At 61.8% G+C, this 25,944-nt stretch carries 21 protein-coding genes; 13 read left to right on the top strand and 8 right to left on the bottom strand.

From position 1 onward, the window contains the following. Window positions 1–43: 43 nt before the first annotated feature. Window positions 44–640, bottom strand: a complete 597-nt coding sequence (gene hxlB / locus JOE62_RS04720; protein WP_204720750.1) for a 6-phospho-3-hexuloisomerase — start codon at window positions 638–640, stop codon at window positions 44–46. Between the two features lie 161 nt (window positions 641–801). Between hxlB and JOE62_RS04715 the strand changes: the two genes are divergently transcribed. Then, window positions 802–2,100 carry a helix-turn-helix transcriptional regulator gene (locus JOE62_RS04715; RefSeq protein WP_204720748.1) on the top strand — a complete coding sequence of 433 codons (1,299 nt, stop codon included), beginning with the start codon at window positions 802–804 and terminating at the stop codon, window positions 2,098–2,100. Between the two features lie 282 nt (window positions 2,101–2,382). Next, window positions 2,383–2,952 (top strand): YdeI/OmpD-associated family protein, encoded by a 570-nt coding sequence (locus JOE62_RS04710; RefSeq protein WP_204720746.1) that lies wholly within the window; start codon window positions 2,383–2,385, stop codon window positions 2,950–2,952. A 43-nt stretch (window positions 2,953–2,995) separates the two neighbouring features. On the opposite strand, the gene JOE62_RS04705 is transcribed toward JOE62_RS04710, so the two are convergent. Further along, window positions 2,996–3,199, bottom strand: coding sequence for a hypothetical protein (locus JOE62_RS04705; RefSeq protein WP_204720744.1), 204 nt, complete (start codon window positions 3,197–3,199; stop codon window positions 2,996–2,998). Between the two features lie 211 nt (window positions 3,200–3,410). Between JOE62_RS04705 and JOE62_RS04700 the strand changes: the two genes are divergently transcribed. Both JOE62_RS04700 and JOE62_RS04695 read left to right on the top strand, forming a co-directional pair. After that, window positions 3,411–4,277 (top strand): 2-hydroxyacid dehydrogenase, encoded by an 867-nt coding sequence (locus JOE62_RS04700; RefSeq protein WP_204720742.1) that lies wholly within the window; start codon window positions 3,411–3,413, stop codon window positions 4,275–4,277. Window positions 4,278–4,412: 135 nt separating this feature from the next. Next, window positions 4,413–5,945, top strand: a complete 1,533-nt coding sequence (locus tag JOE62_RS04695; RefSeq protein ID WP_204720740.1) for a deoxyguanosinetriphosphate triphosphohydrolase family protein — start codon at window positions 4,413–4,415, stop codon at window positions 5,943–5,945. Window positions 5,946–6,021: 76 nt separating this feature from the next. Here JOE62_RS04695 and JOE62_RS04690 read toward each other — a convergent pair whose 3' ends face one another. Continuing rightward, window positions 6,022–7,047 carry an RNase H family protein gene (locus JOE62_RS04690; protein WP_204720738.1) on the bottom strand — a complete coding sequence of 342 codons (1,026 nt, stop codon included), beginning with the start codon at window positions 7,045–7,047 and terminating at the stop codon, window positions 6,022–6,024. A 250-nt stretch (window positions 7,048–7,297) separates the two neighbouring features. Between JOE62_RS04690 and JOE62_RS04685 the strand changes: the two genes are divergently transcribed. Next, the gene (locus JOE62_RS04685; protein WP_204720736.1) at window positions 7,298–8,293 is read left to right on the top strand and encodes a hypothetical protein; all 996 of its coding nucleotides are present in this window, start codon (window positions 7,298–7,300) and stop codon (window positions 8,291–8,293) included. Window positions 8,294–8,351: 58 nt separating this feature from the next. Here JOE62_RS04685 and JOE62_RS04680 read toward each other — a convergent pair whose 3' ends face one another. Next, on the bottom strand, window positions 8,352–10,574 hold the full coding sequence (locus tag JOE62_RS04680) for an NADP-dependent isocitrate dehydrogenase (RefSeq protein ID WP_204720734.1): 2,223 nt from the start codon (window positions 10,572–10,574) through the stop codon (window positions 8,352–8,354). 212 nt (window positions 10,575–10,786) lie between these two features. Continuing rightward, on the bottom strand, window positions 10,787–11,380 hold the full coding sequence (locus JOE62_RS04675; RefSeq protein WP_204720732.1) for a TetR/AcrR family transcriptional regulator: 594 nt from the start codon (window positions 11,378–11,380) through the stop codon (window positions 10,787–10,789). Between the two features lie 149 nt (window positions 11,381–11,529). Between JOE62_RS04675 and JOE62_RS04670 the strand changes: the two genes are divergently transcribed. Further along, window positions 11,530–12,990 (top strand): DHA2 family efflux MFS transporter permease subunit, encoded by a 1,461-nt coding sequence (locus JOE62_RS04670; RefSeq protein WP_204720730.1) that lies wholly within the window; start codon window positions 11,530–11,532, stop codon window positions 12,988–12,990. A gap of 903 nt (window positions 12,991–13,893) precedes the next feature. Here JOE62_RS04670 and JOE62_RS04665 read toward each other — a convergent pair. Beyond that, the gene (locus tag JOE62_RS04665; RefSeq protein ID WP_204720728.1) at window positions 13,894–14,286 is read right to left on the bottom strand and encodes a hypothetical protein; all 393 of its coding nucleotides are present in this window, start codon (window positions 14,284–14,286) and stop codon (window positions 13,894–13,896) included. An 833-nt stretch (window positions 14,287–15,119) separates the two neighbouring features. Between JOE62_RS04665 and JOE62_RS04660 the strand changes: the two genes are divergently transcribed. From JOE62_RS04660 to JOE62_RS04630, 7 genes are all read left to right on the top strand, one after another. Further along, complete coding sequence (locus tag JOE62_RS04660) at window positions 15,120–16,802, top strand: formate--tetrahydrofolate ligase (protein WP_204720726.1); 1,683 nt, start codon at window positions 15,120–15,122, stop codon at window positions 16,800–16,802. Window positions 16,803–16,966: 164 nt separating this feature from the next. Continuing rightward, window positions 16,967–17,122: a hypothetical protein gene (locus JOE62_RS04655; protein ID WP_204720724.1), complete on the top strand. Its 156-nt coding sequence runs from the start codon at window positions 16,967–16,969 to the stop codon at window positions 17,120–17,122. Window positions 17,123–17,351: 229 nt separating this feature from the next. Further along, entirely contained in the window at window positions 17,352–18,110 is a 759-nt protein-coding gene (locus tag JOE62_RS04650) for a LamB/YcsF family protein (protein ID WP_204720722.1), read from the top strand. Then, window positions 18,107–19,708 (top strand): carboxyltransferase domain-containing protein, encoded by a 1,602-nt coding sequence (locus tag JOE62_RS04645; RefSeq protein WP_204720720.1) that lies wholly within the window; start codon window positions 18,107–18,109, stop codon window positions 19,706–19,708. The genes JOE62_RS04650 and JOE62_RS04645 overlap by 4 nt, the downstream gene beginning before the upstream one ends. Window positions 19,709–19,717: 9 nt before the next feature. Further along, on the top strand, window positions 19,718–21,454 hold the full coding sequence (locus JOE62_RS04640) for an acetyl/propionyl/methylcrotonyl-CoA carboxylase subunit alpha (protein WP_204720718.1): 1,737 nt from the start codon (window positions 19,718–19,720) through the stop codon (window positions 21,452–21,454). Window positions 21,455–21,506: 52 nt separating this feature from the next. Beyond that, window positions 21,507–22,181, top strand: a complete 675-nt coding sequence (locus JOE62_RS04635; RefSeq protein WP_204720716.1) for a GntR family transcriptional regulator — start codon at window positions 21,507–21,509, stop codon at window positions 22,179–22,181. Between the two features lie 395 nt (window positions 22,182–22,576). Next, window positions 22,577–23,572 carry an adenosine deaminase gene (locus JOE62_RS04630; protein WP_204720714.1) on the top strand — a complete coding sequence of 332 codons (996 nt, stop codon included), beginning with the start codon at window positions 22,577–22,579 and terminating at the stop codon, window positions 23,570–23,572. Window positions 23,573–23,627: 55 nt separating this feature from the next. Here JOE62_RS04630 and JOE62_RS04625 read toward each other — a convergent pair whose 3' ends face one another. Then, entirely contained in the window at window positions 23,628–24,437 is an 810-nt protein-coding gene (locus tag JOE62_RS04625; protein WP_204720712.1) for a putative hydro-lyase, read from the bottom strand. A gap of 13 nt (window positions 24,438–24,450) precedes the next feature. Further along, complete coding sequence (locus JOE62_RS04620) at window positions 24,451–25,668, bottom strand: NRAMP family divalent metal transporter (RefSeq protein ID WP_204720710.1); 1,218 nt, start codon at window positions 25,666–25,668, stop codon at window positions 24,451–24,453. Between the last annotated feature and the right edge of the window lie 276 nt (window positions 25,669–25,944).

Raw genomic sequence — 25,944 nt, 5'->3', positions numbered from 1 at the left:
GGGGTTATTGGTGGTGGGTTGGTATTGGCGCCAAAGCACCGCTCTACTCCAGGTTCGCGTGGCGCTGCCACAGCTGCTGGGCGGTGGCGTCATCCGCGCTCCAGAGCGTGTGGAACACGATTTCGGTGATCAGGAACAGCGCCTGCTCGAACAGGCTGCCGGAGTATTGGCGGGTAATGGACGATCCGTGGTCCGTTTTCCCGGCGGCCGGGACTTCTACGAGAACGTGGGCGGCCGTCCCGATGGGGCTGGATGGATCGGTGGTGATGGCCGCGATCCGGGCGCCGGCCTGCTGGGCGGTGCGGACGCTCTGGACCACGCCCGCGGTGGTTCCGGATCCGGAGGCCACGAGCAGCAGGTCCCCCTCGGCAATGGCCGGCGTGGTGGCATCCCCGGCGACGTGCACGGCCAGGCCCAGATGCATCAGGCGCATCGCCGCCATGCGCAGGGCCAGCCCGCTGCGTCCGGCGCCAGCGACGAACACCCTCGGCGCAGCGCGCAGCTGCGCTGCGAGCTCGATGACCTGCCGCGGCTTCACGCCCCGCACGGTTGCCTCGATCTCCGAGTGGACCAGGTTCATGGTGTCCAGCACGTCCTGCTGGGATATCGCTTCGGTGAGGGGTTCGGCCATGGTGTTCATGCCATTCCTTTCGACAGCGCCTCCCGGCGGACCGGATAGGCTTTGATGGGCATGGTTCAATTCTCCGGCCAGAAAGGGGTGGCCGCTACGCCATTTACAGGCAGTTGAACCTATCCTTTCGGATAGTGGCTGGTCCCCCGAGCTGCGATACACTGGCCTGCATGAGCATTCTGGACTCCTCTATCGTCCCTGGCCTGCAAGCTGCCGAACCGGCACCAGGGGTGCTCGAATCGATCGCGCTGCTGGCCACGGCTGCACTGCCGCAGATCGCCGTTCGCCTGCGTGATGCCCTGGCTCCGGAAATCCGTTGCGCGGCCCTGGCCATTTTCACCGAGGAGTGCACCGATAGGCCCAGGAAGCTTGCCGGCGACCAGCACATCACGGATCTGGTGGGCATTGCGGAACTGGATCGGATCCGCGGTTCCCATCCCGGTGAGAACCGCTGGAGCGAGCGTGCCGAGATCGGCGGTGCTCCGCGGGAGATCCTCGCCCTGCGCTACCCGCCCAGCAATGCGTTGCTGGTGCTCATCGAGCCCCGCCCCGCCGGTGGCCAGCCCGAGTTGATCGAATACCTGTGGAATCTGGCCGCCAACCGGATCCGCGAGAAGGTGGCCGATGCCCCTCCGTCCTACCTGCGCGAATCGCGCGCGGTATCGGCAGAGCGGGTCCGGGTGACCGGCGAGCTGGTGGAACAGTATGCGACGAGCCTCGATATCCTGCTGGCGACCTTGCGCGCCACGCAATTGGACGATGCGGCCGCGCGCGTTGCAGCCATTGACCTTGCGGCCAAGACCCTGGTCGGGCTCAAGACCGTGGATGACCGCACCAATAGCATCGTGGAGGAACCGGTCGCTTCGGCTTTCACCCGCTTGCGCGATGACCTGCGCCCCTTGACCACTTTGAGCGGCGTGGACCTGCAATTCGTCGAGCCGCCAAAGAACGGCAGGGCGCTGCCCGGCGAGGTGGCCCATGCCGCCCGGGCCATCGTGCGCGGCCTGGCCCTGGCGATGATGGAGCAGGAAGACATCCAGCGGATCCGGGTGCAGTGGGACTGCGACGGCGAGAATTTGCTGATCAACGTCCGCGACGATGCACGCGGCGGCATTGATCCCTCCGCGGCGGCCTTGAACCGCCTCGTGCGGCGCGTGGAGGCGTTGAACGGGCTGATCGAGATCGAGGTCATGGGCGGATGGGGCACGGAGGTCTCAGTGAGGCTCCCGCTGGATGCCCCGCCGTCAGACGCGGCGGACATCGCCGAATGGAGCCTGGGCGTCCGGGAATTCGAGGTCCTGCAGCTCCTGGCTGCGGGGCAGCGCAACCGGGCGATTTCGCAGGCGCTGGGGATCAGCGAGAACACGGTGAAATTCCACGTGCGCAATCTCTTCAAGAAGATGGGCGTCAGCTCCCGCGCCCAAGCTGTCGCGCTGGCGCACAGCCATGGGGTGGCCAGCTCCACGTAGCCTGCCGGCATTGATGCTGGGCTTGGCGATGACCAGGCCTGCGGGGACAAACTGGTGAAGGAAAGTGCAGCGGTCGAGCCCTCATCACTTTGGCCCTCCGACGGCTGGCCGCGCTCTTCGCCACGATTCGTGACGGGTCATTTCATGATGTTCCGGAGCAGGAAATTGCTCCACGGTCTCCAGCCACGACCCGGCGTCCTTCGAGCAAGCAATGGCAGGCATCATCCCGACGGTGAATCCAAGCTCTAGCAACTATGGGCAACGAGGTGCAGGATAGATTCCATGGATCCACAAGATGCTTTGATTCTTCCTGATGTCACCGCTTGGCGCGCTTGGCTCGACGAACACGAAGAAACCAGCGATGGCGTTTGGCTGGTAGTGGCAAAGAAGGGAACTACTTCCCCCACCTCGCTCGCTGTCGCACAAGCATTGCCCGAGGCGCTTTGCAGCGGATGGATCGATGCCATCCGCCGCAAGCGCGATGAGACGACCTTCCTCCAGCGCTACACTCCCCGCCGGAAGAATTCTGTCTGGTCCCAGAAGAACACTGAAATCGCCCAGGAATTGATTGATCAAGGACGCATGCGGCCACGGGGCTTCGCGGAAATCCAGAAGGCCAAGGAAGATGGACGGTGGGAGCGTGCTTACCAAGGCCAGGCCACCGCCCAGGTTCCTCCGGATTTGCAAGAAGCGCTGGATCGCTCGACCGTGGCGGCCAAGAACTTTGCGGCCTTGAAATCCCAACCGCGCTATCACATCCTGCATCAGCTGATGATTGCCCGAACGGAGAAAACGAGGACTGCTCGCTTGGCTCGATTCGTTGCAGAACTTGAGCAGGGTCCAGAAGGCTGATCCTTGGTCTGGTATAGCACTACGCGGATGGTGCTGCTGAGCGCTAGCTTCTGGAGCGGTAAATCGCTTCGGCGATCATGGCGCCTGCTTGCAGAATCGCTGCCGCAAGAATGACTAGCGCGGCTGCAGTGGCCCCTCCAAGAATCAGCATGACTACTCCGACAAGGCCCAAGGTCCAGGCAATGAACATTGCTCCTGTAGTCATTCCCAGTCCGGCCTGTCGGCTTTTCTTCACGCTCTGAGTCATATTGCCAGTTTAGACGCAGGGCCAAGTTCTCAGGAAAATGATTCCGTGAACTGCTCCGCCATCTAAATCAGGTTGGACGCGGAACTGATCATTTCATTCAGCACCTTGGTACGGTGGAATTCAAAGCCCGGGCCACCCCGGCACTATCTCATCTCAAGATTGGATTCATGGTTTGCGTGTATTAGTTCCGTGGCAGAGCTTGGTCGACAGCATGCAGATTCCCGGGGTCGAACCCGTCTTGTGGAATATCAACGATGGCGAGCCGCCAGCAGCCGACGTGCTTGTTACCGAACGACCGGTGGATCCATCGCACCGAACGCGGGTGGGCAGAATTGCTGGATTGAAGCATGTCCATCTGCTATCCATCGGCTACGAATGGGTGCTGGATCATTTGTCCGAGAATGTCGCGCTTTCAAACTCCAAGGGCGCGGTTGAAGACGCAACTGCGGAGCATTGCCTGGCATTGATTCTTGCTTCACTGCGCGAACTTCCCAGGGCTTATCAGCTCCAGAAGGAAGAATCCTGGTCGCGGCTTTGGACCTCATCACTGCACGGATCGAATGTTGTAGTACTTGGCGTTGGAGGCGTGGGCACAGCCATTATCGAACGGCTCAAGCCATTCAAGCCTGCACAGATCACGGGAGTTGCCAGCACCGCGCGCACCATCAACGGCGGGATCGACGTTGTCTCCTTTGCAAACGTGCATCAGCTATTGCCCTCAGCGGATATAGTCATCTGCGCTTTGCCCCACACGCCCCAAACTGAAGGCCTGATTGGCACGGAGTTCATGGATCGGATGCACAACGGCGCCCTTTTGGTCAACGTTGGGCGAGGACCAATCGTTGCCACGGCAGCTCTGATTAAAGAGCTGGAGTCCGGGCGACTGCGTGCTGCATTGGACGTTACCGACCCAGAACCGCTGCCGGTTGGCCACGCGCTGTGGAACGCCCCGGGATGCATCATCACCCCGCATATGGCTGGTGATACAGGACAGTTCGTGGAATTGGTTTCAGAACTAGCAACTCGACAGGTTCAGTTGCTTTCTTCGGGTCAGACACCACTGAATCTCGTTCGCTGATCTTATTGCCCTCATTAGGCGCCTTATTTCAGCAGGAACCTGCGGATAGGATTGGTGGTAGAGGCAGTTCCGCTAAAGAACTCGCATGACAATCCCGTGGTATCTCGCGGCCTTTCGCCTAGGCTAGTTCATACGATGGAAACTAGAGCACAGACGCATCAAACCGGCGGCCGCGACCGCGCTATCGTCGAGCGGAATCGCACCGGTGAAGATGACTTCCGCATTGATATTGAGCGCATCCGCTTCTCCCCATATTTCTCCCGCTTGTCCTCGGTGACGCAGGTGATTCCCCAGGCGGGTTCAGGGACCCTGGTCCACAACCGCCTGACCCATTCGCTCAAGGTTTCCGCTGTGGCGCGTTCCATCGCGATCAGTCTCAGAAGAAGTGACGAACCGACTAGGCGACTTATCAACGATTTGGGAGGGTGCGACCCGGTAGTCGTCCAGGCGGCGGCAGCGGCCCACGATCTGGGCCACCCGCCCTTCGGCCATCTGGGAGAGCAGGAACTCGACCGGGTTGCCCGCGATACCTTGGGGCTTCCTGATGGATTCGAAGGCAATGCGCAGACCTTCCGGATCCTCACCGCCCTCGATAGCTGCGATGCCACACCGCGTGGCATGAACCTGACTCGCGCGGTTCGCGCGGCAGTGCTCAAATACCCCTGGACGCGCAATGAATGGCACAGCCAAGGCCCGGTCGCTCCGGAGCTGCTCCCCCGCGGCGTCGGTGCGAATCCGACTGCTGGCGCCATGAAGTATTCGGCCTACGATATCGAGGCCGTGGAAATGGACGATGTCCTTTCGGTCTTCCCGGGCATCGGAAAATACCAACAGACGCTGGAAAGCTCGGTTATGGATATCGCAGACGATATCGCCTACGCGGTTCATGACCTCGATGATTTCTATCGAGCCGGCATTCTGCAATACACCAGCGTCTCCGCTGAACTGCGAGCGTGGCTGGACAGCTCCGTCCGCTTCCAAGCCCTGAAGGCTCCAGAACTGGACCAACGGCAGCCGGGCCATGCACTGGAAATTACGTGGCGCCATGTCCTTGCCAAGGATCCCTGGATTGCCAATCCCGAAGCATTCCGCGCCTCGGTGCAACGGGTCGGCCATGACCTCGTCGATGGCTTGCTCGCGGTTCCCTACGACGGCGGCCTGCAGGCAGACCGCGCGGTTACCGCCTTCACGCGGCGATGGATTGACCGGTTGCAGGAATCCATCACCGTTGAACGCACGCCTAATGTGCGCAGCGGCCATATCCGCTTGAGCGATGAAGCGTGGCATGACGTCGTGGTTCTCAAGTTTGTCCATGCCCGCTTCGTCTTGGACCGTTCAGATCTGGCGGTCTACCAGCGCGGGCAAACGCGAATTATCCGTTCCCTGGCAGAAGGCTTCAACACCTGGCTCAACGACCCGGAGGATGCCGGTCGTGCACCGCGGCGGTTGCTGGACTCGGTGGAAGCTACCACCGAGGAATACCGCCAGCTGCGCGAGAGCACCCCAGAGCTGTTCTCGCAGTCCGGCCCGCATGAAATCCAACGGCTGGGCCAAGCCCGGGCCATCGTCGATTACATTGCTTCCTTCACCGATGCCCAAGCCGTCTCGCTGAATTCGCTGCTCACCGGTACCTCGGACAATCTCTGGGAGGCCGGCCGCGGGCTGTAGCGGCCGGGTGCGGCACCGAGCCGGCGGGATAGCCCGCCTGCTCGGTGCAGCACCCGGCCACAAATCGCGGCATGTTTCATGCCGCGAGAGCCTGCTGAGACAGCTCCTCGAGAACGATCTTTGTCATCATTGACTGTGTCAGTTGCGGATTGATCCGGGCGCTGAAATGCCGCGACATCAGCAATGCCATCCGGTTAGCTGCTTCGTTATGCCGATTTCCGTTGTGCCCGCGAACCCAGCAGGCACGGGTACGCCCGGTGCGCTGCTCAAGACCCTCATGCACCTCATGATGGACTTTCGCGGAACGCTGGCGTCCGTGCACGAGGTCGTTCACTACTTTCACCAGGGCACGGCTGTCACTGAAAATGGTCAGGTCCGCATCGAGCGGGGCGTGGGAAAGCGCCAGCAACGCTCCAGTGGATTCCGCCAGGAGAGTGTCACGGATGTAGTACTTCGGAGAAATTGCGCTGGCCCAATGGCCTTGAGATGTCACCATCGCTCCAGCACTGCGGAACTTCCTGTTCCGGGGCAACGAACCGTCGGTATAGGCAACTACTGGAAGATTCGTCTGGTATTCCTGCACCAGCGGGGCCAGCGCCTGGCTATTGGCCTGGTTGGCGATACCGAGATCGAGCCCGAATTGCCATGACGGATTGAGACAGAAAACGGGATTCATGGATAATTCCGCCGTTCCAAGATCGTCGTCCTCCTGGAACAATAGATCGATGGATGACGGCTGCGAGATCTTGCTGGTGCCGGAAAACTCCGCAATAGCCTGCAGGATGGCCTTGTCCAATTCCCCGTATGCGGCGGTACCCGTGAGCGTCAGCAACGGGCGCTTCACAAAATCGCACAACGTCAACGCAAAATCGAAGTGGAGACCGTGCGTGCTTCGCTGGGCCAGGTGCTTTCGTTCGATTATCTGTTCTGCGAATGGATCGTACTGCTGTTTCTTCCCTTTGGAATCGCGAATGAATGCCGAACGTCCGAGAACTGCGATCAGCCTTGAAGGCTGCGGCTGCCGTTGCACGCCGGCCAATCTCCGCACGCCATCCGGTTCAAGCGCAATCGGCATTTGCGGCCGTGGAACTGACACCAGCATCGAGATCCCTCCTGACTGTTTGTGGCGATGTGAGGCGATCCTATCGACTGGCTCCGACGAATTAGCCCGAGCCCGGACGGCGGTCGGTCGAGGACGCCAATCTTCGAAGAGTCGGGATTCCGGCGGCCGGCTCATCTTCGTACGGGCACCTTGGCTAGAGAGATCTCTCGCGCGCCGGCTACCCTGGTCGAAATGTCCGTGCGCCATGGCAAGATCGAGGTATCGATAACACCGCATTGCAAGGAGCACAGTGGACTCGCAACTTCCCCTCAGAATCCTCGAAGCGATCGGCCTGCTGCACCGGCTGGGCTACCTCGGGCTACGGGTCCTGCCCGGCATCAACGCCTCCGGCACCGCATGGCGCATCATCATCTTCAACGTCATCGAATGGAACGCCGAGGACAAGTTCGGCGACCCGCACAATGCGTCGGAATCCTGCGTCTACACGACAGCCGGGGTCAATGTCTTCAACAACGACGTGCAGTTTCCCGAGGATGTCAGCCACGTCGGCGTCGCTGAAGCAATCCTCGAATCCATGCCTTCGCTGCAACGCAGCACCCCGGGCGAGACCGGAAACCTGGACTACGTGCGCTGGTACGCCCAGCTGCTCTCGCAGGTAACCCGTCTCGATGAGTTACCGGTGGCGTATGCGGATTACTTCGATGATTCTGAGGGATGGGAACTGGGATGGGGCAGCGACCGCCGCTTCCCGGCACCGCCGCGCTATCTACCCGAACCGGATGCTCCCCTGGTGCCAGCCAAGGCAGGACATCGCGACGAGCACTACGTGCTGGATCTGTGCGCCGAGGTGCTGGGTACGTCCTGCGCCGGCCAACAGACCTTCGACTGGTTACGCGGGGAACCGTCGCTGAAGAGCGGCAAGCGCAAGGCGTTGCCGGTCGACGGCTATTTCGAGGCGCTGGGTCTGGTGGTGGAGTACCACGAGCGGCAGCATTCGGAGCCCGTCCCGTTCTTCGACAACAAGATGACCTCCACCGGAATGCTGCGCGGGGCGCAGCGCAAGCTCTACGATGCCCGCAAAGCGGCGCTGATTCCGCAGCACGGATTGACGTTGCTGGTCATCGACTACCGCGACTTCTGCCACAAGAAGGGCAAGATTGTGCGTGATCCAGCGCGGGATCGGGAGATCGTGGCGGCGCTGCTGGCCAGGGCCGCGGAATGCAGCGACCCCGGGGTCGTTACGAACTTCCCGGTGCCGCTGGCGGAAACACTCGCAGAACGTTAAAACAGGCAGGCGCCGTTCCCCGGTAAGGGAACGGCGCCTGCCTGTTTAGCTCGAAGGACTACTTGGTCAGCAGTTCCAGAGCCTTGTTCAGCGTGGCGCTTGGGCGCATCACTGCGGAGGTCTTTGCCTCGTCCGGACGGTAGTAGCCGGCGATGTCCACGGCCTTGCCCTGGACCTCGGCGAGCTCGGCCACGATGGCCTGCTCGTTCTCGTCCAGCACCTTGGCAACCTCGGCGAACGCGGAAGCCAGCTGCGCATCCTTGTCCTGCTTGGCCAGCTCTTCTGCCCAGAACTTGGCCAGGTAGAAGTGGCTGCCGCGGTTATCCAGCTCGCCCACCTTGCGCTTAGGCGACTTGTCTTCCAGCAGGAAGGTTCCGGTAGCTGCATCCAGGGTGTCTGCCAGCACCTGGGCGCGGGCGTTGTTGGTGGTCACTGCCAGGTGCTCGAAGGAAGCGCCCAGTGCCATGAACTCGCCCAGCGAATCCCAGCGCAGGTGGTTCTCGTTCACCAGCTGCTGCACGTGCTTCGGAGCGGAGCCGCCGGCACCGGTCTCGAACAGGCCGCCGCCAGCCAGCAGCGGAACGATGGACAGCATCTTGGCGCTGGTGCCCAGTTCCAGGATTGGGAACAGGTCGGTCAGGTAGTCGCGCAGCACGTTGCCGGTGACCGAGATGGTATCCTCGCCGTTGCGGATGCGCTCGATCGAGTACTTGGTGGCCTCGACCGGGGACAGGATCTCGATGGTCAGGCCATCGGTATCGTGTTCCTTCAGGTACTCGTTGACCTTGCTGATCAGCACTGCGTCGTGGGCGCGGTTCTCGTCCAGCCAGAACACTGCCGGGGTCTGGGAGGCGCGGGCGCGGTTCACTGCCAGCTTCACCCAGTCACGGATGGCAACGTCCTTGGTCTGGCAGGCGCGCCAGATGTCGCCGGCGAAGACCTGGTGCTCGATGAGCACGGTGTCGTTCTCGTCGACGATCTGCACGTGGCCATTGGCTGCCAGTTCGAAGGTCTTGTCGTGCGAGCCGTATTCCTCGGCCTTCTGCGCCATCAGGCCGACGTTCGGCACGGTGCCCATGGTGGTCGGGTCGTAGGCGCCGTTGGCACGGCAGTCATCGATGACCACCTGGTAGATGCCTGCGTAGGAGGAATCCGGCAGCACGGCCAGGGTGTCTGCGGTGTTGCCCTTGGCATCCCACATCTTGCCGCCCAGGCGGATCATGGCTGGCATGGAAGCGTCAACGATGACATCCGATGGGACGTGCAGGTTGGTGATGCCCTTGTCGGAATCGACCATGGCAACTGCCGGGCCTTCTTCCAGGCCCTTGGCGATCAGCTTCTCGACGCCGGCGCGGACCTCGTCGGACAGCTCGTCCAGGCCGTTCAGGATAGCTGCCAGGCCGTTGTTCGGGTTCAGGCCGGCCGCTGCCAGTTCCTTGCCGTAGGTCTCGAACAGCTCGGAGAAGTAGGCCTTGACCACGTGGCCGAAGATGATCGGGTCGGAGACCTTCATCATGGTGGCCTTCAGGTGCGCCGAGAAGAGGATGCCCTCTTCCTTGGCGCGGGCCACGGAGTTCTTCAGGAACTCGGACAGCGCTGCGGCGTGCATGACGGTGCCGTCGATGACTTCGTCCTTGAGCACGTTGAATGGCTTCTTCAGGACCTTGACTTCGCCGTCTTCGCCGACGAAGCGGATCGAGATCTTCTTGTCCGCGTCGATGACCACGGACTTCTCGTTGGAAGCGAAGTCGTCGGCACCCATGGTGGCCACGTTGGTCTTCGAGTCGGCTGCCCACTCGCCCATGGAGTGCGGGTACTTGCGGGCGTAGTTCTTCACGCTCAGCGGTGCGCGGCGGTCCGAGTTGCCTTCGCGCAGCACCGGGTTCACTGCAGAACCCTTGATCTTGTCGTAGCGTGCGCGGATGTCGGTTTCCTCATCCGAGGATGGGTTGTCCGGGTAGTCAGGCAGTGCGTAGCCGGCAGCCTGCAGCTCGGCGATGGCGGCCTTCAGCTGCGGGATCGAAGCCGAGATGTTCGGCAGCTTGATGATGTTCGCTTCCGGGGTCTTGGCCAGGTCACCAAGTTCCGCCAGTGCGTCACCGATGCGCTGTTCCTCGGTGACATAGTCCGGGAAGGTAGCGATGATACGACCGGCCAGCGAGATGTCGCGGGTCTCAAGTTCCACCCCGGCGGTCGACGCAAAGGCCTCCACGATTGGCAGGAACGAGTGCGTCGCCAGCATTGGCGCTTCGTCGGTGTGAGTGTAAATAATCTTTGCCATAGGTGTGGCGTCTCCCTGAACGTCGTGCGGAAGCGGTGTTACCGCCCTGAACTCAACGTTCCAAATCTACCTGATTTTGCCCAGCACCACACTTTCAGGCCAGCAGAAATGCGCGCGGCAATCCCCGATATTCGCCGAAATCCCGGGCTGGACTGCCCGCAAGCCGTTCGTCACATTTAAGTTAATCGGTGATAACTCAAGATTGGCCTTCGCTATTCGGGCACAGGCCCGGCCAGCAGCACCAGATTCATCTTTGCCGCATCGAAGAGCTCAACCGGATCCGCAGGCTCCCCGGCCCGCTCCGCCTGGCCGAAGCACTGCCAGGCCACCCGCCACAGCGAAGCCAGGGTTTCTCCGATGATCAAGGCGGGCATGGCCGGCAGCAGCCCGCGGCGCTGCAGCTCCTCGGAGGTGGCGGCCGAGAAGGCTTCCTCCTGCCGGGTGATGGCCAGCAGCAGCTTCGGCTCGATGATAATCAGCCGGGAAATGCGGCGGTATTCGCTGCCCCGGATCTCGGCACCCAGGACCTTGCGGCACTCGTCGGCCAGCAACCGGAAAATTTGGCCGCTGGTGGACCCGGGAGCGATCTCGCATCCGGTCACCGCTTCGATCAGCTCGTGCTGGGCGGGCACGATGGCCGCTTCCCTGGAGTCGCAGTAGCGGAAGAAGGTCCGCTCGGAGATGCCGGCCCGGGCGGCAATCTGCCCCACGGTCACCGCATCCAGACCGTCGGATTCCACCAGCTCCAGGGCCGCCGCATGAATTGCCTTCAGGGTTGCCGCTTTGCGTTCCTCGCGAATCCCCATGGCACTCTCCCCTTGTTCCGAGGCCGCCTTCACTACACAGGCAGCATCCGCCGAATTTGTTCCTTGTCACAGTCTGCCAGATTCGCTTACGAAAAAGTGGCAGAGTGTGACAGAATTTATAATTTGGCATTCCAGAGGAAGAAGAATTCATGACCACAAAACCCGCTGCAACCAGCGCAAAGCCAGGAGCCGCACCCGCTGGGCAGCTCAGTGGCAAGGCCCTGACCGGCATCATCGCTTCATTGGCCTTGGCCGCTTTCATGATGATCCTGAACGAAACCGTGCTCACCGTGGCACTGCCGGGCATCATGCAGGACATGTCCATTTCGGCCTCCACCGTCCAGTGGCTCACCACCGGATTCCTGCTGACCCTGTCGGTAGTCATCCCCACCACAGGCTTCCTATTGCAGCGCTTCGCACACCGCTCGCTGTTCTTCTTCGCCATGATCAGCTTCATCGTCGGCACCGCCATCGCGGTCGTGGCTCCGAGCTTCGGCTTCCTGTTGCTGGGACGCATCATCCAGGCTGTGGGCACGGCCATTGTCCTGCCGCTGCTGATGAGCACCACCCTGTCGCTGGTGCCGGTGCACCTGCGCGGCACCGTCATGGGCCTGAACTCGATCGTCATCGGCGTGGGCCCGGCCATTGGCCCGACCGCCTCGGGCGCCGTCGTGCACGCCCTGGGCTGGCAGTACATCTTCATCCTAATGCTGCCTTTGGCCCTGGTGATCCTGGCGCTGGGCGCCATCTTCTTCCAGATCCCTTCCACCGCACGCAAGATCAAGGTGGATTACGCTTCGGTCCTGCTCTCCGCCCTGGCCTTCGGTTTCCTGGTCTACGGCATTTCCAGCATCGAGCGGGCCGCTGAAAACGCCACGGTGATGATCGCCAGCTTCGCCATCGGCTTGGTGGCACTGGTCCTCTTCATCATCCGCCAGATCAAGCTGGCCGCCACCGGCCGCGAACTGCTGAACCTGAGCCCGTTCACCTCGCGTACCTTCAGCTTCGCGATCGCGATGATCATGATCGCCTTCGGCACCCTGCTCGGTTCGCTGATGATCGTGCCGATCCTGCTGGAATTCGGCAAGGGCATCGACTCGCTGCAGATCGGCATCATGCTGCTTCCCGGCGGGCTGGCCCAGGCAATCGCCTCGCCAATTTTCGGGCGGATCTACGACAAGCACGGAGCGCGCCCGGTGCTGATCCCAGGCGCCATCATCCTGGCCGCCGGGCAGTGGATGTATGTTTCGGTGACGACGCAGAGCTCCCTGTGGATGTTCACGGCCTGCCACGTGGTGTTCTCCATCGGCCTGGGCCTGCTGATGACCGGCCTGATGTCCTCGGCCATGGCCTCGGTGGATCCTCGCCTGTTCGGCCACGGTTCGGCGATCTTCAACACCGCGCAGCAGCTGGGCGGTGCCATCGGCACCACCATCTTCGTGACCGTGATGTCACTGCTCTCCAAGGTCCAGCTGGATGCCGGTTCCGACCTGGCCGAGGCCTTGTTCTCCGGCGCGCACATCTCGTTCATCGTCGGCGCAGTGCTGGCCACGATTGGCATCGCCTTCTCGTTCACGATCAAGGGCGAGAAGCCGCACGCTAATCACTAAGGCACTGCCCTTTGGGTCAATAACCGTAGAGGTCCGAAGCAGCGCGAGCGCTGGCGACCGGACAAGCGGCAGAAAGCCCCGATGAGACAGTGATCAGCCCGAGTGGTGGAATTCCTTTTGGAATTCCACCACTCGGGCTTCTTTTTTGTCCCGTGAATGCTTCCCTTAACTATGAACGTGCCGAGGAGCTATGCCCCCGCAAGGCCGGCCGCCCTTACTCATCGGAAGAAAGTGAGCAAACGACAGGAATGACGAAATGCCTGGAAACAGATAACCATCCGACCTCGGTCACCATTGCCCAGCGTGCTTCAATCTTGCGCCAGCTAGGCAGTTCAATACAGCCTGAGAGGACCATTTATTGGAGGCAACCAAAGGTTGAACCGGGTCGTGCGCCCGTAAGCATTCATTCATCGGAAACCGCGAAAACGAAGGATAAGACCTACGCCATCGAATCAGAACACAGGCTAGGAGCATGACCGCACGCACAACATCAGCGAAGGGCCATAAATCGACTCGATCTATGGAAAGCAGAAGCCCTCGATATTGTGATCATGAAGTAGCAAAGGCGTAGATAGACTGTGTTCATGATCGTGATTGCTAAAGTCAGGTAATTGTTGCCGTTACTGCAGTCAACGCAGCTGATCTCGATTCTCACAACTCTTCTTTGTCATTGCGATGGTCTTTAACTGCGGTTAAAGCTGCAGTTACGAGTGCAAATGCGAACGCTATCCAGAGGTTCTCTAACACTTCAAGGAAATGACGGTTAGCCAGCGTGCAATAAACACCAGTCAACACCGACAGGCCAAGGATAGATATCGCAAGATACAACGCGACCCGACGAACCACGAGTTTGCGAGCCCATCTCATACTAGGCAACTCCTGTCTGAACCTGCAGCTCCCACGCTATCCCGGGTATGGAGCATTGCGAATCGGAGCGAGTTGTGCTGCTGAAAGACCAACAGCAGCCAGTGCTGCGGCAATTTTCTTTCTATACTTCCAAACCAAACGTGCGACACGGACCAAAACCCAAGACGTTGCAGGAATTCCAACACACCCAACAATCACTTCCGTGACCTGCATGATTACTTGGTTCTTGGAAACGCCTTTTCGGAAAACCCAGACTGCAGTTAACGCGCAACTTACAATAGCAGCTGGGCCAGGGAGCGGTAACCCTGCGGGTTGCATTACACCCAGATCATTCAATCGCTTCTGACGCTTAGCCATCTGGGCAATCTCAATGTCCGAGACTGAACCGAATTCTTCAAACGCACGCTCGAAATCTTCGATGTCCTGCAAATCTTCGCTATCGGTATCACAGGTATTGCAATCGTATAGTGACGTTAATTTGTCGCCCGTTTGCTCATTGCGCCCTAGTTTAGTTGCTGGTGGAGCTAGTAACCCTAGTAGAACCACTGGGGCAAGATTGAAAACTACATTCCGTCGATCTAACGACATCGCATCTCGACTTTCTATTTTTCAGTGATTAATACTGTCCGTAACTAGAAGATACTAGTAAAAGCTAGATATGGCAATCTTTTTTGGAAAATCGACATGCCGTAGTAATGAGGCACGTCTCGTTGGGACACCATGGAACTCCTGAGAGACTTTACGAACGACAAGCAGCGTATCCAAGCCAGCGAAATCCTACTCTTTGTGACGCTCACTCCCTGGAAGGCTTTGAAAACAGGAGCTTCTTCAGGGTTGGGAATGAGCCTGCTCTAGTGCAGTGCAAGACTTGAATGGCTTCAAAATTGACATGTCGGCCATCAAAACTAACCTCGTCTAAAATAGAAGAGAACATCCCGGAACCGTCCCTGTAGTCTTTTCCGAAAGACCGATCAAACGGCCGGGATTCTGCTTTAAAGCATCATTACATATGGTTGCCCCGCTAAGCCTGAGGCATCGGGGCAGACATAGGTGACTGCACTTATGTTGGCTTCAGGGTCGCACCACTTACGCCCCTGCCGCTTCCCAGCGAAGTTCCGTTCCACTTGCTGCCGGCGCGTTCTTCCCGGCCCAGCCTTCTCCCCTTGCCTGCAAGATGGTAGCTTGAAGGCCAATCAGGGAATTCCAAAAGCCTTGGTTTTCCTCATCCCCGGATCACCGGGCCGCCAGATAGGGGACGCAGCATGGCAGCAGTGCAGGACACCGACATGAGCGATCTCGCCATTGCCTCGCGGGCAGTGCTCGCACCGATCTCCCGGATCGCCGAGACCGCCGGAATTCCGGACGCTGCGCTGGAACCCTATGGCAAATACAAGGCCAAGATCGATCCTGCGCTGCTGCCCACCGGAACACGGCGCGGAAAAGTCGTCCTGGTCAGCGGCATGTCCCCGACACCTGCAGGGGAAGGCAAATCCACCATGGTGGTGGGCTTGGCAGATGCCCTGTCGGCCACCGGAACCAAGACGATGATCGCGCTGCGCGAGCCCTCGGTCGGCCCGAGCTTCGGGATGAAAGGCGGAGCCACCGGCGGCGGCCAATCCCAGGTGCTGCCAATGGACGAGATCAATCTGCATTTCACCGGGGACTTCCACGCCATCACCAGCGCGAACAACCTGCTCATGGCAATGCTCGACAACCACCTGCAGCAGGGCAACGCGCTGGGCATCGACCCGCGATCCATTACGTTCAAGCGGGTACTTGACATGAACGACCGCGCATTGCGCCACGTGGTAATCGGCCTGGGCGGTACCGCCAACGGGGTCCCGCGTGAAACAGGCTTTGAAATTACCGCCGCCTCCGAAGTCATGGCAGTCTTCTGCCTGGCCACCGGGCTCGCGGACCTGCGCGCCCGGCTGGGCAGGATCACCGTCGGATACACCTACTCCAAGGCTCCGGTCACCGCTGACGACCTGGGCGCGGCAGGTGCCATGGCGCTGCTGCTCAAGGAAGCCATCAAGCCCAACCTCGTGCAGAGCATCGGCGGCACTCCCTCACTCATCCACGGTGGACCCTTTGCCAACATCGCCCACGGCTGCAACTCGGCCATCGCCACCAACACCGCCCGCGCACTGGCCGATGTAGTGGTGACCGAGGCTGGCTTCGGCACCGATCTGGGCGCCGAGAAATTCATGGACATCAAGGCCCGCTACGCCGGGTGCCCGCCGGACACGGTGGTCATTGTCGCCACCGTCCGGGCGTTGAAGATGCATGGTTCGGTACCCAAGGAAGAATTGGGGACCGAAAACGTCGAGGCCGTGCGGACCGGGCTGCCGAACCTTGAACGCCACGCGTCGATCATCTCCAAGTTCGGCATCAAGCCGGTCATCGGCATCAACCGCTTCACCACGGATACCGATGCCGAGCTGGAAGCGGTCACCAGCTGGGCCGCGCAGCAGGGCATCGCCTGCGCCATCGCCGATGTCTGGGGCCACGGCGGGGCCGGGGCCACCGAGCTGGCCGCCACGGTGCTGCGCGCCATCGAGGAACCGGGCAACTTCTCCCCGCTGTACGAGCTGGAGCAACCGGTCGAGGACAAGATCCTGGCCCTGGTGCGCGAAATCTACGGGGGCGAAGGTGTCGAGTACTCCGCCAAGGCCCGGCGGATGCTCCAGCAGATCAATGGCAATGGGTGGTCCCACCTGCCGGTCTGCATCGCCAAGACGCAATACTCCTTCTCCGATGACCCGCAGCTGCTCGGCGCCGCCAGCGGCTTCACCGTGCAGGTCCGCGAGCTGATTCCCAAGACCGGTGCCGGTTTCATCGTGGCCATCACCGGGGCGCTGACCACGATGCCGGGCCTGCCGAAGGTTCCGGCCGCCGTGCACATGGACGTCGATGAGCAGGGCAACGCCATCGGATTGTCATAGCGGGCCGACTCGCCGCGGATACTGCCCGCGGGCACCGTTCCACTGCGGGCGAACATGATAGTTCGCTGAGCGCGCCAGACTCCACGCAGCTCCCCCGGCTAGGCTGTGTGGACCAGCACCCTCCAGCTGGCATCAAGACAAGGCACGGAAGAAGGGAAGCAACCATGGGAACCGCAAACCACGACGAAACCACAGGACCACGCCAGACCCCGGATCCAGAGGGCGAGAATACTGCTGTCCCTGATCCGGACGACGCACAGAGCGCGCCCATCCCATTCGGCCATGAAGGTGCCGACGGCGAAGAAGAGGGCGAAAGCTAAGCGGCGCACAGTCCAGCACGAGACCGGCCCGGGGCCGGGGATTCCATAAGGAATCCCCGGCCCCGGGTTTTCTCATTCCTTGCGCAATTCTCCTATTCAGCACGCAATTCGGGGCAGTTCCTCCGGTCCTTCGTAGAGCTGTCCTCCAAACTCGACGTCAAGATTGTTGAACAATTATCGAAATTGAGGCATTCTTTTACCAAGAGGTTTTCACGAGACGGGGATCACAATGCCATATATAGACCTGAATTCGGACGTCGGAGAGTCCTTCGGCAACTGGAAGATGGGCGACGATGCCGCCATCTTCACCTCCGTTTCCTCCGCCAACGTCGCCTGCGGCTTCCACGCCGGAGATCCGAGCACCATCGCCCAGACCTGCCGCGATGCCGTGGCAGCCCAGGTCACGATCGGCGCCCACGTGGGCTACCGCGACCTGGCAGGCTTCGGCCGCCGCTTCCTGGATTGCTCCGCCACCGAACTGGCCGATGACGTGCTCTACCAGCTCGGTGCCCTGCAGGCGCTGGCCCGCAGCGCCGGCAGCGAAATCAAGTACGTCAAGCCGCACGGCGCCCTGTACAACACCATCGTGCACCACGAGGTGCACGCCCAAGCGGTCATCGATGCCATCAAGGCCTTCGGCACCGATCTGCCGGTGCTGCTGCTTCCCGGCTCCGTTGCCCTGCAGAAGGCCGAAGCCGCCGGCCTGCGCGGCGTCGCCGAAGCCTTCGCCGACCGCAACTACACCCCGGAAGGCACCCTGGTCTCCCGCCGCGAAGCCAACGCCGTGCTCCACGACCCGGCTGTAGTCACCGAGAACATGGTCCGCCTGGCCACCGAAGGCACCATTGTTGCCGTGGACGGCAGCACCATCAAGATGCCTGCCGAAAGCATCTGCCTGCACGGCGACACCGCCGGCGCCGTGGCCATGGCCAGCGCCGTGCGCGCCGGCTTGGAACACGCCGGAGTGCAGATCCGGAGCTTCGCGTGAGCATCCGCGCCATCCACCGGGCAGGATCGCACGACCTGCTGGTCGACCTCGATTCGCTCGACTCGGTGCTGGCGCTCACTGCCGCGCTGGAAGCTGACCCGCTGCCCGGGCAGCGCGATCTGCTTTCTGCAGCCCAAACCCTGTTCCTGAAATTCGGGACCTCCGAAGATGCCGCCCAGGCCAGCCAGCAGCTGCCCGGACTGGACATCGGCAGCGTTGCGCACGCAGCTGGCAAGATCGTCGAGGTTCCGGTGCACTATGACGGCGAGGATCTCGCCGCCGTGGCCGAACTGACCGGCCTGGGCATCGACGGGGTCGTCAAGGCCCATTCCGGCCAGTCATGGCGTGCGGTGTTCGGCGGCTTCGCCCCGGGCTTCGCCTACCTGCTGGGCGAAAACCAGCTGCTGAACGTCCCGCGCCGGGATACCCCGCGCACCAAGGTGCCCGCCGGTGCTGTGGCTCTGGCCGGCGACTATTCGGCCGTCTACCCGCGCCAATCCCCCGGCGGATGGCAGCTGATCGGCCACACCGATCTGCAGCTGTGGGACCTGGACCGCGAGAATCCCGCGCTGATCCGCCCGCAGGACACGGTGAAGTTCGTCCCTGCCACCGAAAAGATTTCCGTCCAGGCACCCGCCGCCAAGCCCGCCACCGTGCAGGATCCGGGCAACGGGGGCCTGCGGATCCTTGATCCCGGCCTGCAGTCGCTGCTGCAGGATGCCGGACGCATCGGCTACGGCAACCTGGGTGTCGGCGTCGCCGGCGCAGCGGACCCGGCAGCCTTCCGCCAGGCTAACCGCCTGGTGGGCAACCAGCCAGGGCAGGCAGTCATCGAGAACCTCGGCAGCCGCCTGAGCATCGAAGCCGATCAGGACCAGGTGCTGGCCCTGGCCGGAGCCGAAGCCGAAGTGTGGATCACCCCGGCCGAGGACGATGAGCTGCGTACGCCGCGCCAGGTGGCGGTCAACGCGCCGTTCGCGTTGCTGCACGGCGAGCGCCTGGACGTCGAGCCAGCTGGCCGCGGACTGCGCAGCTATCTTGCGGTGCGCGGGCGCATCGAGCAGGAGCCGGTGCTCGGCTCGCTGTCCACCGATACCCTCTCCGGGGTGGGTCCCGAGCCGCTGAAGGCCGGAAGCATGCTTGAGGTGCAGCGCCCGCGCATTGGCCACATTGTCGGCAACAGCGAACCGGGCACCTTGCCGGTTCCGGACGAGAACGGCGTGTACACGCTGCGCGTCATGTCCGGTCCGCGGGCCGACTGGTTCGGCCCGGCAGGCCTTGAGCAGCTCACCGCGCAGGTCTGGGACGTCACCAGCGAATCCAACCGCGTGGGCGTGCGCCTGGCCACCGGGCAGCAGCCGCTGCAGCGCGTGCGCGAAGGCGAGCTGGCCAGCGAAGGCGTGGCCCGCGGATCCTTGCAGGTTCCGCCCTCCGGCCTGCCGGTGCTGTTCCTCGCAGACCACCCGGTGACCGGCGGCTATCCGGTGATCGCCACCGTGGTTGCCGAAGACCTGAGCGCAGCCGCGCAGCTTCCTCCCGGAAGCAAAATCCGATTCGTCCTCCAACCCGCTGCCGGACACGCGGCATCTGACGCCTAAGGAATTGCCATGAAGAAAGTACTCATCGCCAACCGAGGCGAAATCGCTGTCCGCATTGCCCGGGCTGCCGCCGACGCGAATATTGCTTCGGTAGCCATCTACTCTGATCCGGATGCCGACGCGCTGCATGTGCGCCGCGCCGACGAGGCGTACCCGCTGCACGGCTCCACCGGGGCGGAGACCTACCTGGATATCGAGAAGATCATCGACATCGCGAAGCGCAGTGGAGCCGACGCGGTGCACCCGGGCTACGGTTTCCTCTCGGAGAACGCGGACTTCGCCAAGGCAGTCATCGATGCAGGGTTGAGCTGGATCGGCCCGTCGCCGCAAGCCATCGAGGCCCTGGGCAACAAGGTCACCGCCCGGCAGATCGCGGTCCGCGCCGGCGCACCGCTGGCCCCCGGCACCGACGGCCCGGTGGCCGATGCCAGCGAGGTGCGCGCCTTCGCCGAAGCGCACGGCGTTCCGGTGGCCATCAAGGCAGCTTTCGGCGGGGGCGGGCGCGGCATCAAGATTGTCCACGCCATGGAGGAGATCTCCGATGCCTTCGAATCCGCCACCCGCGAGGCCACCGTGGCCTTCGGCCGCGGGGAGTGCTTCGTGGAACGCTTCCTATCCAAGCCGCGCCACGTCGAGGCACAGGTGCTTGCCGATACCCACGGCAATGTGGTGGTGGTTGGCACCCGCGACTGCTCGCTGCAGCGCCGTCACCAGAAACTGGTGGAAGAGGCCCCGGCGCCGTTCTTGACCGATGAGCAGCGCGCCCGGATCCATGAATCCGCCAAGGCGATCTGCAAGGAAGCCGGGTATGTCGGGGCTGGCACCGTGGAATACCTGGTGGCCCAGGACGGGCTGATTTCCTTCCTGGAAGTCAACACCCGTTTGCAGGTGGAGCACCCGATCACCGAAGAAACCTCCGGGGTTGACCTGGTGGCCGAGCAGTTCCGCATCGCCGACGGCCTGCCGCTGTCCATCACCGAAGATCCACAGCCAACCGGCCACGCCATCGAATTCCGCATCAACGCCGAGGACCCGGCCCGCGGCTTCCTGCCGGCGCCAGGCACCGTTGAACGCTTCGAAGCGCCCACCGGGGCCGGCGTGCGCGTGGACTCGGGCGTGCGCAGCGGCTCGGTCATTCCCCCGTTCTATGATTCGATGATCGCGAAGCTGATCGTGCGCGGGGCGGACCGCGACCAGGCCATCCGCCGGGCCCGCCTGGCTCTGGAGGAAATCAGCATTGCCGGAGTCCCCACGGTCTTGCCCTTCCACCGTGCAGTGATCGAGCATGAGGCGTTCAACGGCGATTCGCTGGGTGTCTACACCACATGGATCGAGGACGAGTTCCTCAACGAAGTCGAAGCCAGCGACGAAATGGATCTGGACCAGCGCGATACCAGCCGCGAGACTATCACCATTGAGCTCGATGGCAAGGCTGTCCAGCTCGGTCTTCCGGCGGCGCTGACCAATGCCCTGCGCAATACCTCGGGTGCCGGCACCGCCGCCTCGCAGGATGAGGATGGCGGAGCAGTGGATGCCGCCGCGGTGCGCAGCACCATGGACGGGAACCTGGTCCGCTTCGCCGTGGAAGATGGCAGCGAGGTCACCGAAGGGCAGAGCGTAGCCATTGTCGAGGCGATGAAGATGGAATCCACCATCACCGCGCACCGCGGTGGCATCTTCCAGGCCGCGGATCTGGGCGCCGGGGCGGCCCTGCGCCGCGGCGACACCCTGGGCACCATCAGCTAGCGTCGTGGCCACGCCGTCCAACGGCACAGGCCAGTTGGGATAAATTGGAAGCATGAACGCCACCAACAGCATCTCGCAGCAAGCCAAGGCTCCCCACGCGCACAGTGGACCCTGGGCGGCAAGCGTGTTGCGCCGCCGCATCGCCGAAGGAGAGCTGCTGCCCGGGGACAAGCTTTCCGAGCAGGCCTTGGCTGAATCGCTGGGGCTTTCGCGCAATACCTTGCGCGAAAGCTTCACCTTGCTCAATAGCGAGCTGATCATCACCCGCATCCCCAACCGTGGTGTTTTCGTGGCCTCGCCGGATGCTGATGACGTACGGGAAATCTATGCGGTGCGCCGCACCGTCGAGCCGGCTTGCCTGGCCTGGGGCGAGGGCCTGGACCTGGACCGGCTGGAAGAGATCATCGCCGAGGCGCAAGCAGGACTGGCTGCTGGCGATGTGCCGCGGATGGCCAGCGCCAACCAGGCATTCCACGAACAGCTGGTGGCCTCCTCGGATAGCGATCTGCTCCAGGAGCTGATGGGCCGTGTGCTGGCCCGCATGCGCCTGGTCTTCCATGCAATGAGCGATGCCCCGGATTTCCATTCGCATTATGTAGAGCGCAATGCCCAACTGCTGGAGTTGCTGCGCGCCGGAAAGCGCATGGAGGCTGCCGATAGCCTGCGCGAATACCTCGACGCCGCCGAGGCCGAACTGCTAAACCACATCGAGGAACGCTCCAACTAGCTTTCCAGCTGGTCATTGCCCTTTCTGTGTGCGATTTCCCTCTCAGTCGCCTTTGGATTATCCCACTGGCCTGCGGGTGGATCCGTGTTTCCAGAATTCAATCCGTCGACGCTGCAGCGCGCATCTTCCGCTGTGGCCCTAGACGCGAATTCCGGGATCTTCCCGGGTATTCTCCACTGCAGCCACCGTTCCATGCGGTTCCACGGTGTATTTTCGGTGTCCTTGCCTCCCTATGCGAGCAGCAGCTGGATGCCTTCCAGCTGCTGCCGCTGAGCCAACCGCAACCCAAGCAAGCACATAGATAGCCAACGTATGGTTTAACGAAACCATTGCGTGCCGTCGCCGTTTCATTACGGCCTCGGAAGTTCTCCCCAGCTTGGAAGGTCGCTGAGTCCGTGAAATTGCCCGTAGCCGAATTGCATATTCATCTTGAAGGAACGCTGGAGCCAGAGATGATCATGGAGCTGGCGGCAAAGAACGGTGTCGAGTTGCCGTACGCCTCCGTTGACCAGCTGCGCGCAAAATACGAATTCAGCAATCTGCAGTCATTCCTCGACCTGTTCTACGAGAACATGGTGGTGCTGCGCACGGCTGAGGACTTCCGTGAAATTACCCTGGCCTACCTGCAGCGCGCCCATGACTCGGGCGTGCGCCATGTGGAACTGTTCTTCGACCCGCAGGCCCACATCCAGCGCGGCTTGGGCCTGGGCGATGTCATTGCCGGCATCCGTGCCGGCCTGAATGTGGGGCTGGAGCGCTGGGGAATCTCCCACAAGCTCATCGCCTGCTTCTGGCGCCATGCCCCGGCGGCCGAAGCAATGGAACTGATGAAGCTGATGGTCGCAGAGAAGCACGACATCGACGGCATCGGCCTGGATTCCTCGGAACTGGGATTCCCGCCCGAGCTGTTCCAGGAAGTCTTCGACTACGCCCGCGCCCACGGTCTGCACGTCGTAGCCCACGCGGGCGAGGAAGGACCGGCAGACTACATCTGGCAAGCGCTGGACCTGCTGAAGGTTGAGCGCGTGGACCACGGCATCCGCTGCCTTGATGACCCGGCGCTGGTCCAGCGCCTGGTCGAGGAGCAGATGCCGTTGACCGTCTGCCCGCTGTCCAACATCCGATTGCGGGCAGTGGACACTATGGCAGACCATCCGCTGCCGCAGATGCTCGAGAAAGGCTTGAAGGTTTCGGTGCATTCCGATGATCCTGCCTATTTCGGCGGATACATGGATGCCAACTTCGCCTCGCTCATGGAAAGCTTCAATTTCAGCACCGAGCAGCTGGCCACGCTGGCGAGCAATTCCTTGGAATCCACCTTCCTGGATGAAGCATCCAAGCAGGAGCTGCTTGCTGAAGTCCAGACCTGGGTACAGCAGCAGAACAGTTAAAGAAGTGAACGCGGCAGCCTTTTGGGGGAAGGCCACCGCGTTCAGTCTATGGGGGCTAGGGAACCTGGTACTGGGAATCCCTGATATCGGTGATGAGCATGTGCCCTGGCGCATGGCCGATGGCCAACGCCGGGCGGGACTCCATCACTGCCGCCTGCGGCGTGACACCGCAGGCCCAGAACACCGGAATCGTCCCTTCCGGGATCCGCACTGCATCGCCGAAGTCCGGTGCGCCCAAATCCTTGATGCCCAGCTCTTCCGGGTTCCCGATATGCACCGGCGCCCCGTGAACGGCCGGATAGCGGGAGGTAATCCGCACCGCGTCGGCCACCTGCGAGGCGGGAATCGGGCGCATGGAGACCACCATCGGACCTGACATCGCGCCGGCGGACTGCGAGCGGATATTGGTCTTGTACATTGGCACGTTCACACCCTGGTCGATATGCGCGATGGAAATGCCGCTTTCCATCAGTGCGCTCTCGAAGGTGAACGAGCAGCCGACAATGAAGGTCACCAGATCATCACGCCAGTACTCGGACAGGTCGGTGGGTTCAGCCACCTTGACCCCGTTTTCGTAAACCATGTACTTCGGCACGTCGGTGCGGATATCTCCGCCTTCCAGCAACTCGTTGCTGGTCTGCCCGGCTTCCAGGACACCGAGGATCGGGCAAGACTTGGGGTTGCGCTGGGCAAAGAGCAACACATCGAAAGCCAGCTCCTGGGGAACGATGATCAGGTTTGCCTGCGCGTATCCGGCACTGATTCCCGCGGTCGGGAGCACCTGTCCGGCACGGAACAGCTCGCGGGCCTCGCTCGGGGCCATTGCCGCACGTTCGGCTTTGCCGAGGCTTGATAGGTCCCTCATGATTGCCTTTCTCCTAGCTGTTCCAGAGTGCTGCCAGACCCGAAATCGAGTTCCAGCCGAGATAGACGCTGAGCAGCCAGGTCAAGGCGCCGATAACTAGCAGGACCTTGGGGTAGTTGTATCCGTGGAGCAGGTCGCGGCGGCGCCATGCCACCCAGAGCAGTACCGCGAAGCCCACGGGAAGGATCAGGCCGTTGAAGGCGCCGGCGAAGATCAGCAGGGTTGCTGGCGCCTGGCCCAGGAACATGTAGATGATGCCGCAGACCACGATGAAGGCCACGGTGATCAGGTTGCGGGTGCGCTCCGGGGTGGTGCGCTTTGTGATGAAGGAAACCGAGGTGTAGGCGGCACCGATCACGCTGGTCAGTGCTGCGGCCCAGAGGATGACGCCGAAGGCACGGATGCCGATCGGGCCAGCCGCGTGGCCGAAGGCCTCAGCCGCCTTGTTGTCACTGGTCAATGCGACGCCACCGGCCACAACGCCCAAGATCGCGAGGAAGAGCAGCACGCGCATGACGCCGGTGACGATAATCGCCAGGGTGGAGGTATTGGAGATCGCCTTGACGTGTTCCACGCCCGAGGTGCCCGAATCGATCATGCGGTGGGCGCCAGCGTAGGTGATGTAGCCGCCGACGGTGCCGCCGATGAGGGTGGTGATGATCAGGAAGTCGATCTCCTCTGGGAGCACCACGTTGCGGATCGCGTCGCCCACCGGAGGGGCCGCCACGATTGCCACGTACAGCATCAGCAGGATCATCACGGCGCCGAGCATCACCACGATGCGGTCCAGAGCCATGCCTGCCTTCTTGGACAGGAAGATCAAGATGGCAACGACCGCGGAGATGGCGCCACCGATCTTTGCATCAACGCCAAACATGGCGTTCAGGCCCAGGCCGGTACCGGCGATGTTGCCGATGTTGAAGACCATGCCGCCGATGAAGACCAGCGCGGCCAGGAACCAGCCGATGCCCGGCAGGATCTTGTTGCCCAGTTCCTGGGCACGCATGCCGGAAACGCCGATGACGCGCCAAACATTCAGCTGGACGGCGATGTCCACCAGGATGGAGACGACAATGGCGAAGGCGAAGGCCGCGCCAATTTGGACCGTGAACTCTGTGGTCTGGGTGATGAAGCCCGGGCCGATGGCGCTGGTGGCCATCAGGAACATGGCACCGAGCAGCGCTGTGCGCCGTGCCTTGCTGGTTTGGGATGTTGACTCAGGAAGTGCCATGCTGACGTTCCAATGCGATAGTGGTGACAACCGTCACAAGGTCAATATGATGGAGACGACTTTACAGGTTGTTCAACAACTTTGGCAACAGGTTGTTGAACAATTTACCTGCCGGACACAACACGCAGAGCAGCTGCGGCGATTAGTGATTCAGCACCAACGGTTGGCGTCAGAATAAAAATCCCGCTTCACCAGCACAAAATAGCGCAATAGCCCGTAGTGGAAACGTGGTGGCCTGCAGCCAGAGACAAATTTTATATTTCGTAGTGCTCCGTT

This window comes from Glutamicibacter nicotianae, assembly GCF_016907615.1.
GTDB lineage: Bacteria > Actinomycetota > Actinomycetes > Actinomycetales > Micrococcaceae > Glutamicibacter > Glutamicibacter nicotianae.
The sequence above is the reverse complement of the archived record's forward strand: the minus strand, read 5'-3'. Positions and strand labels throughout refer to the sequence as shown.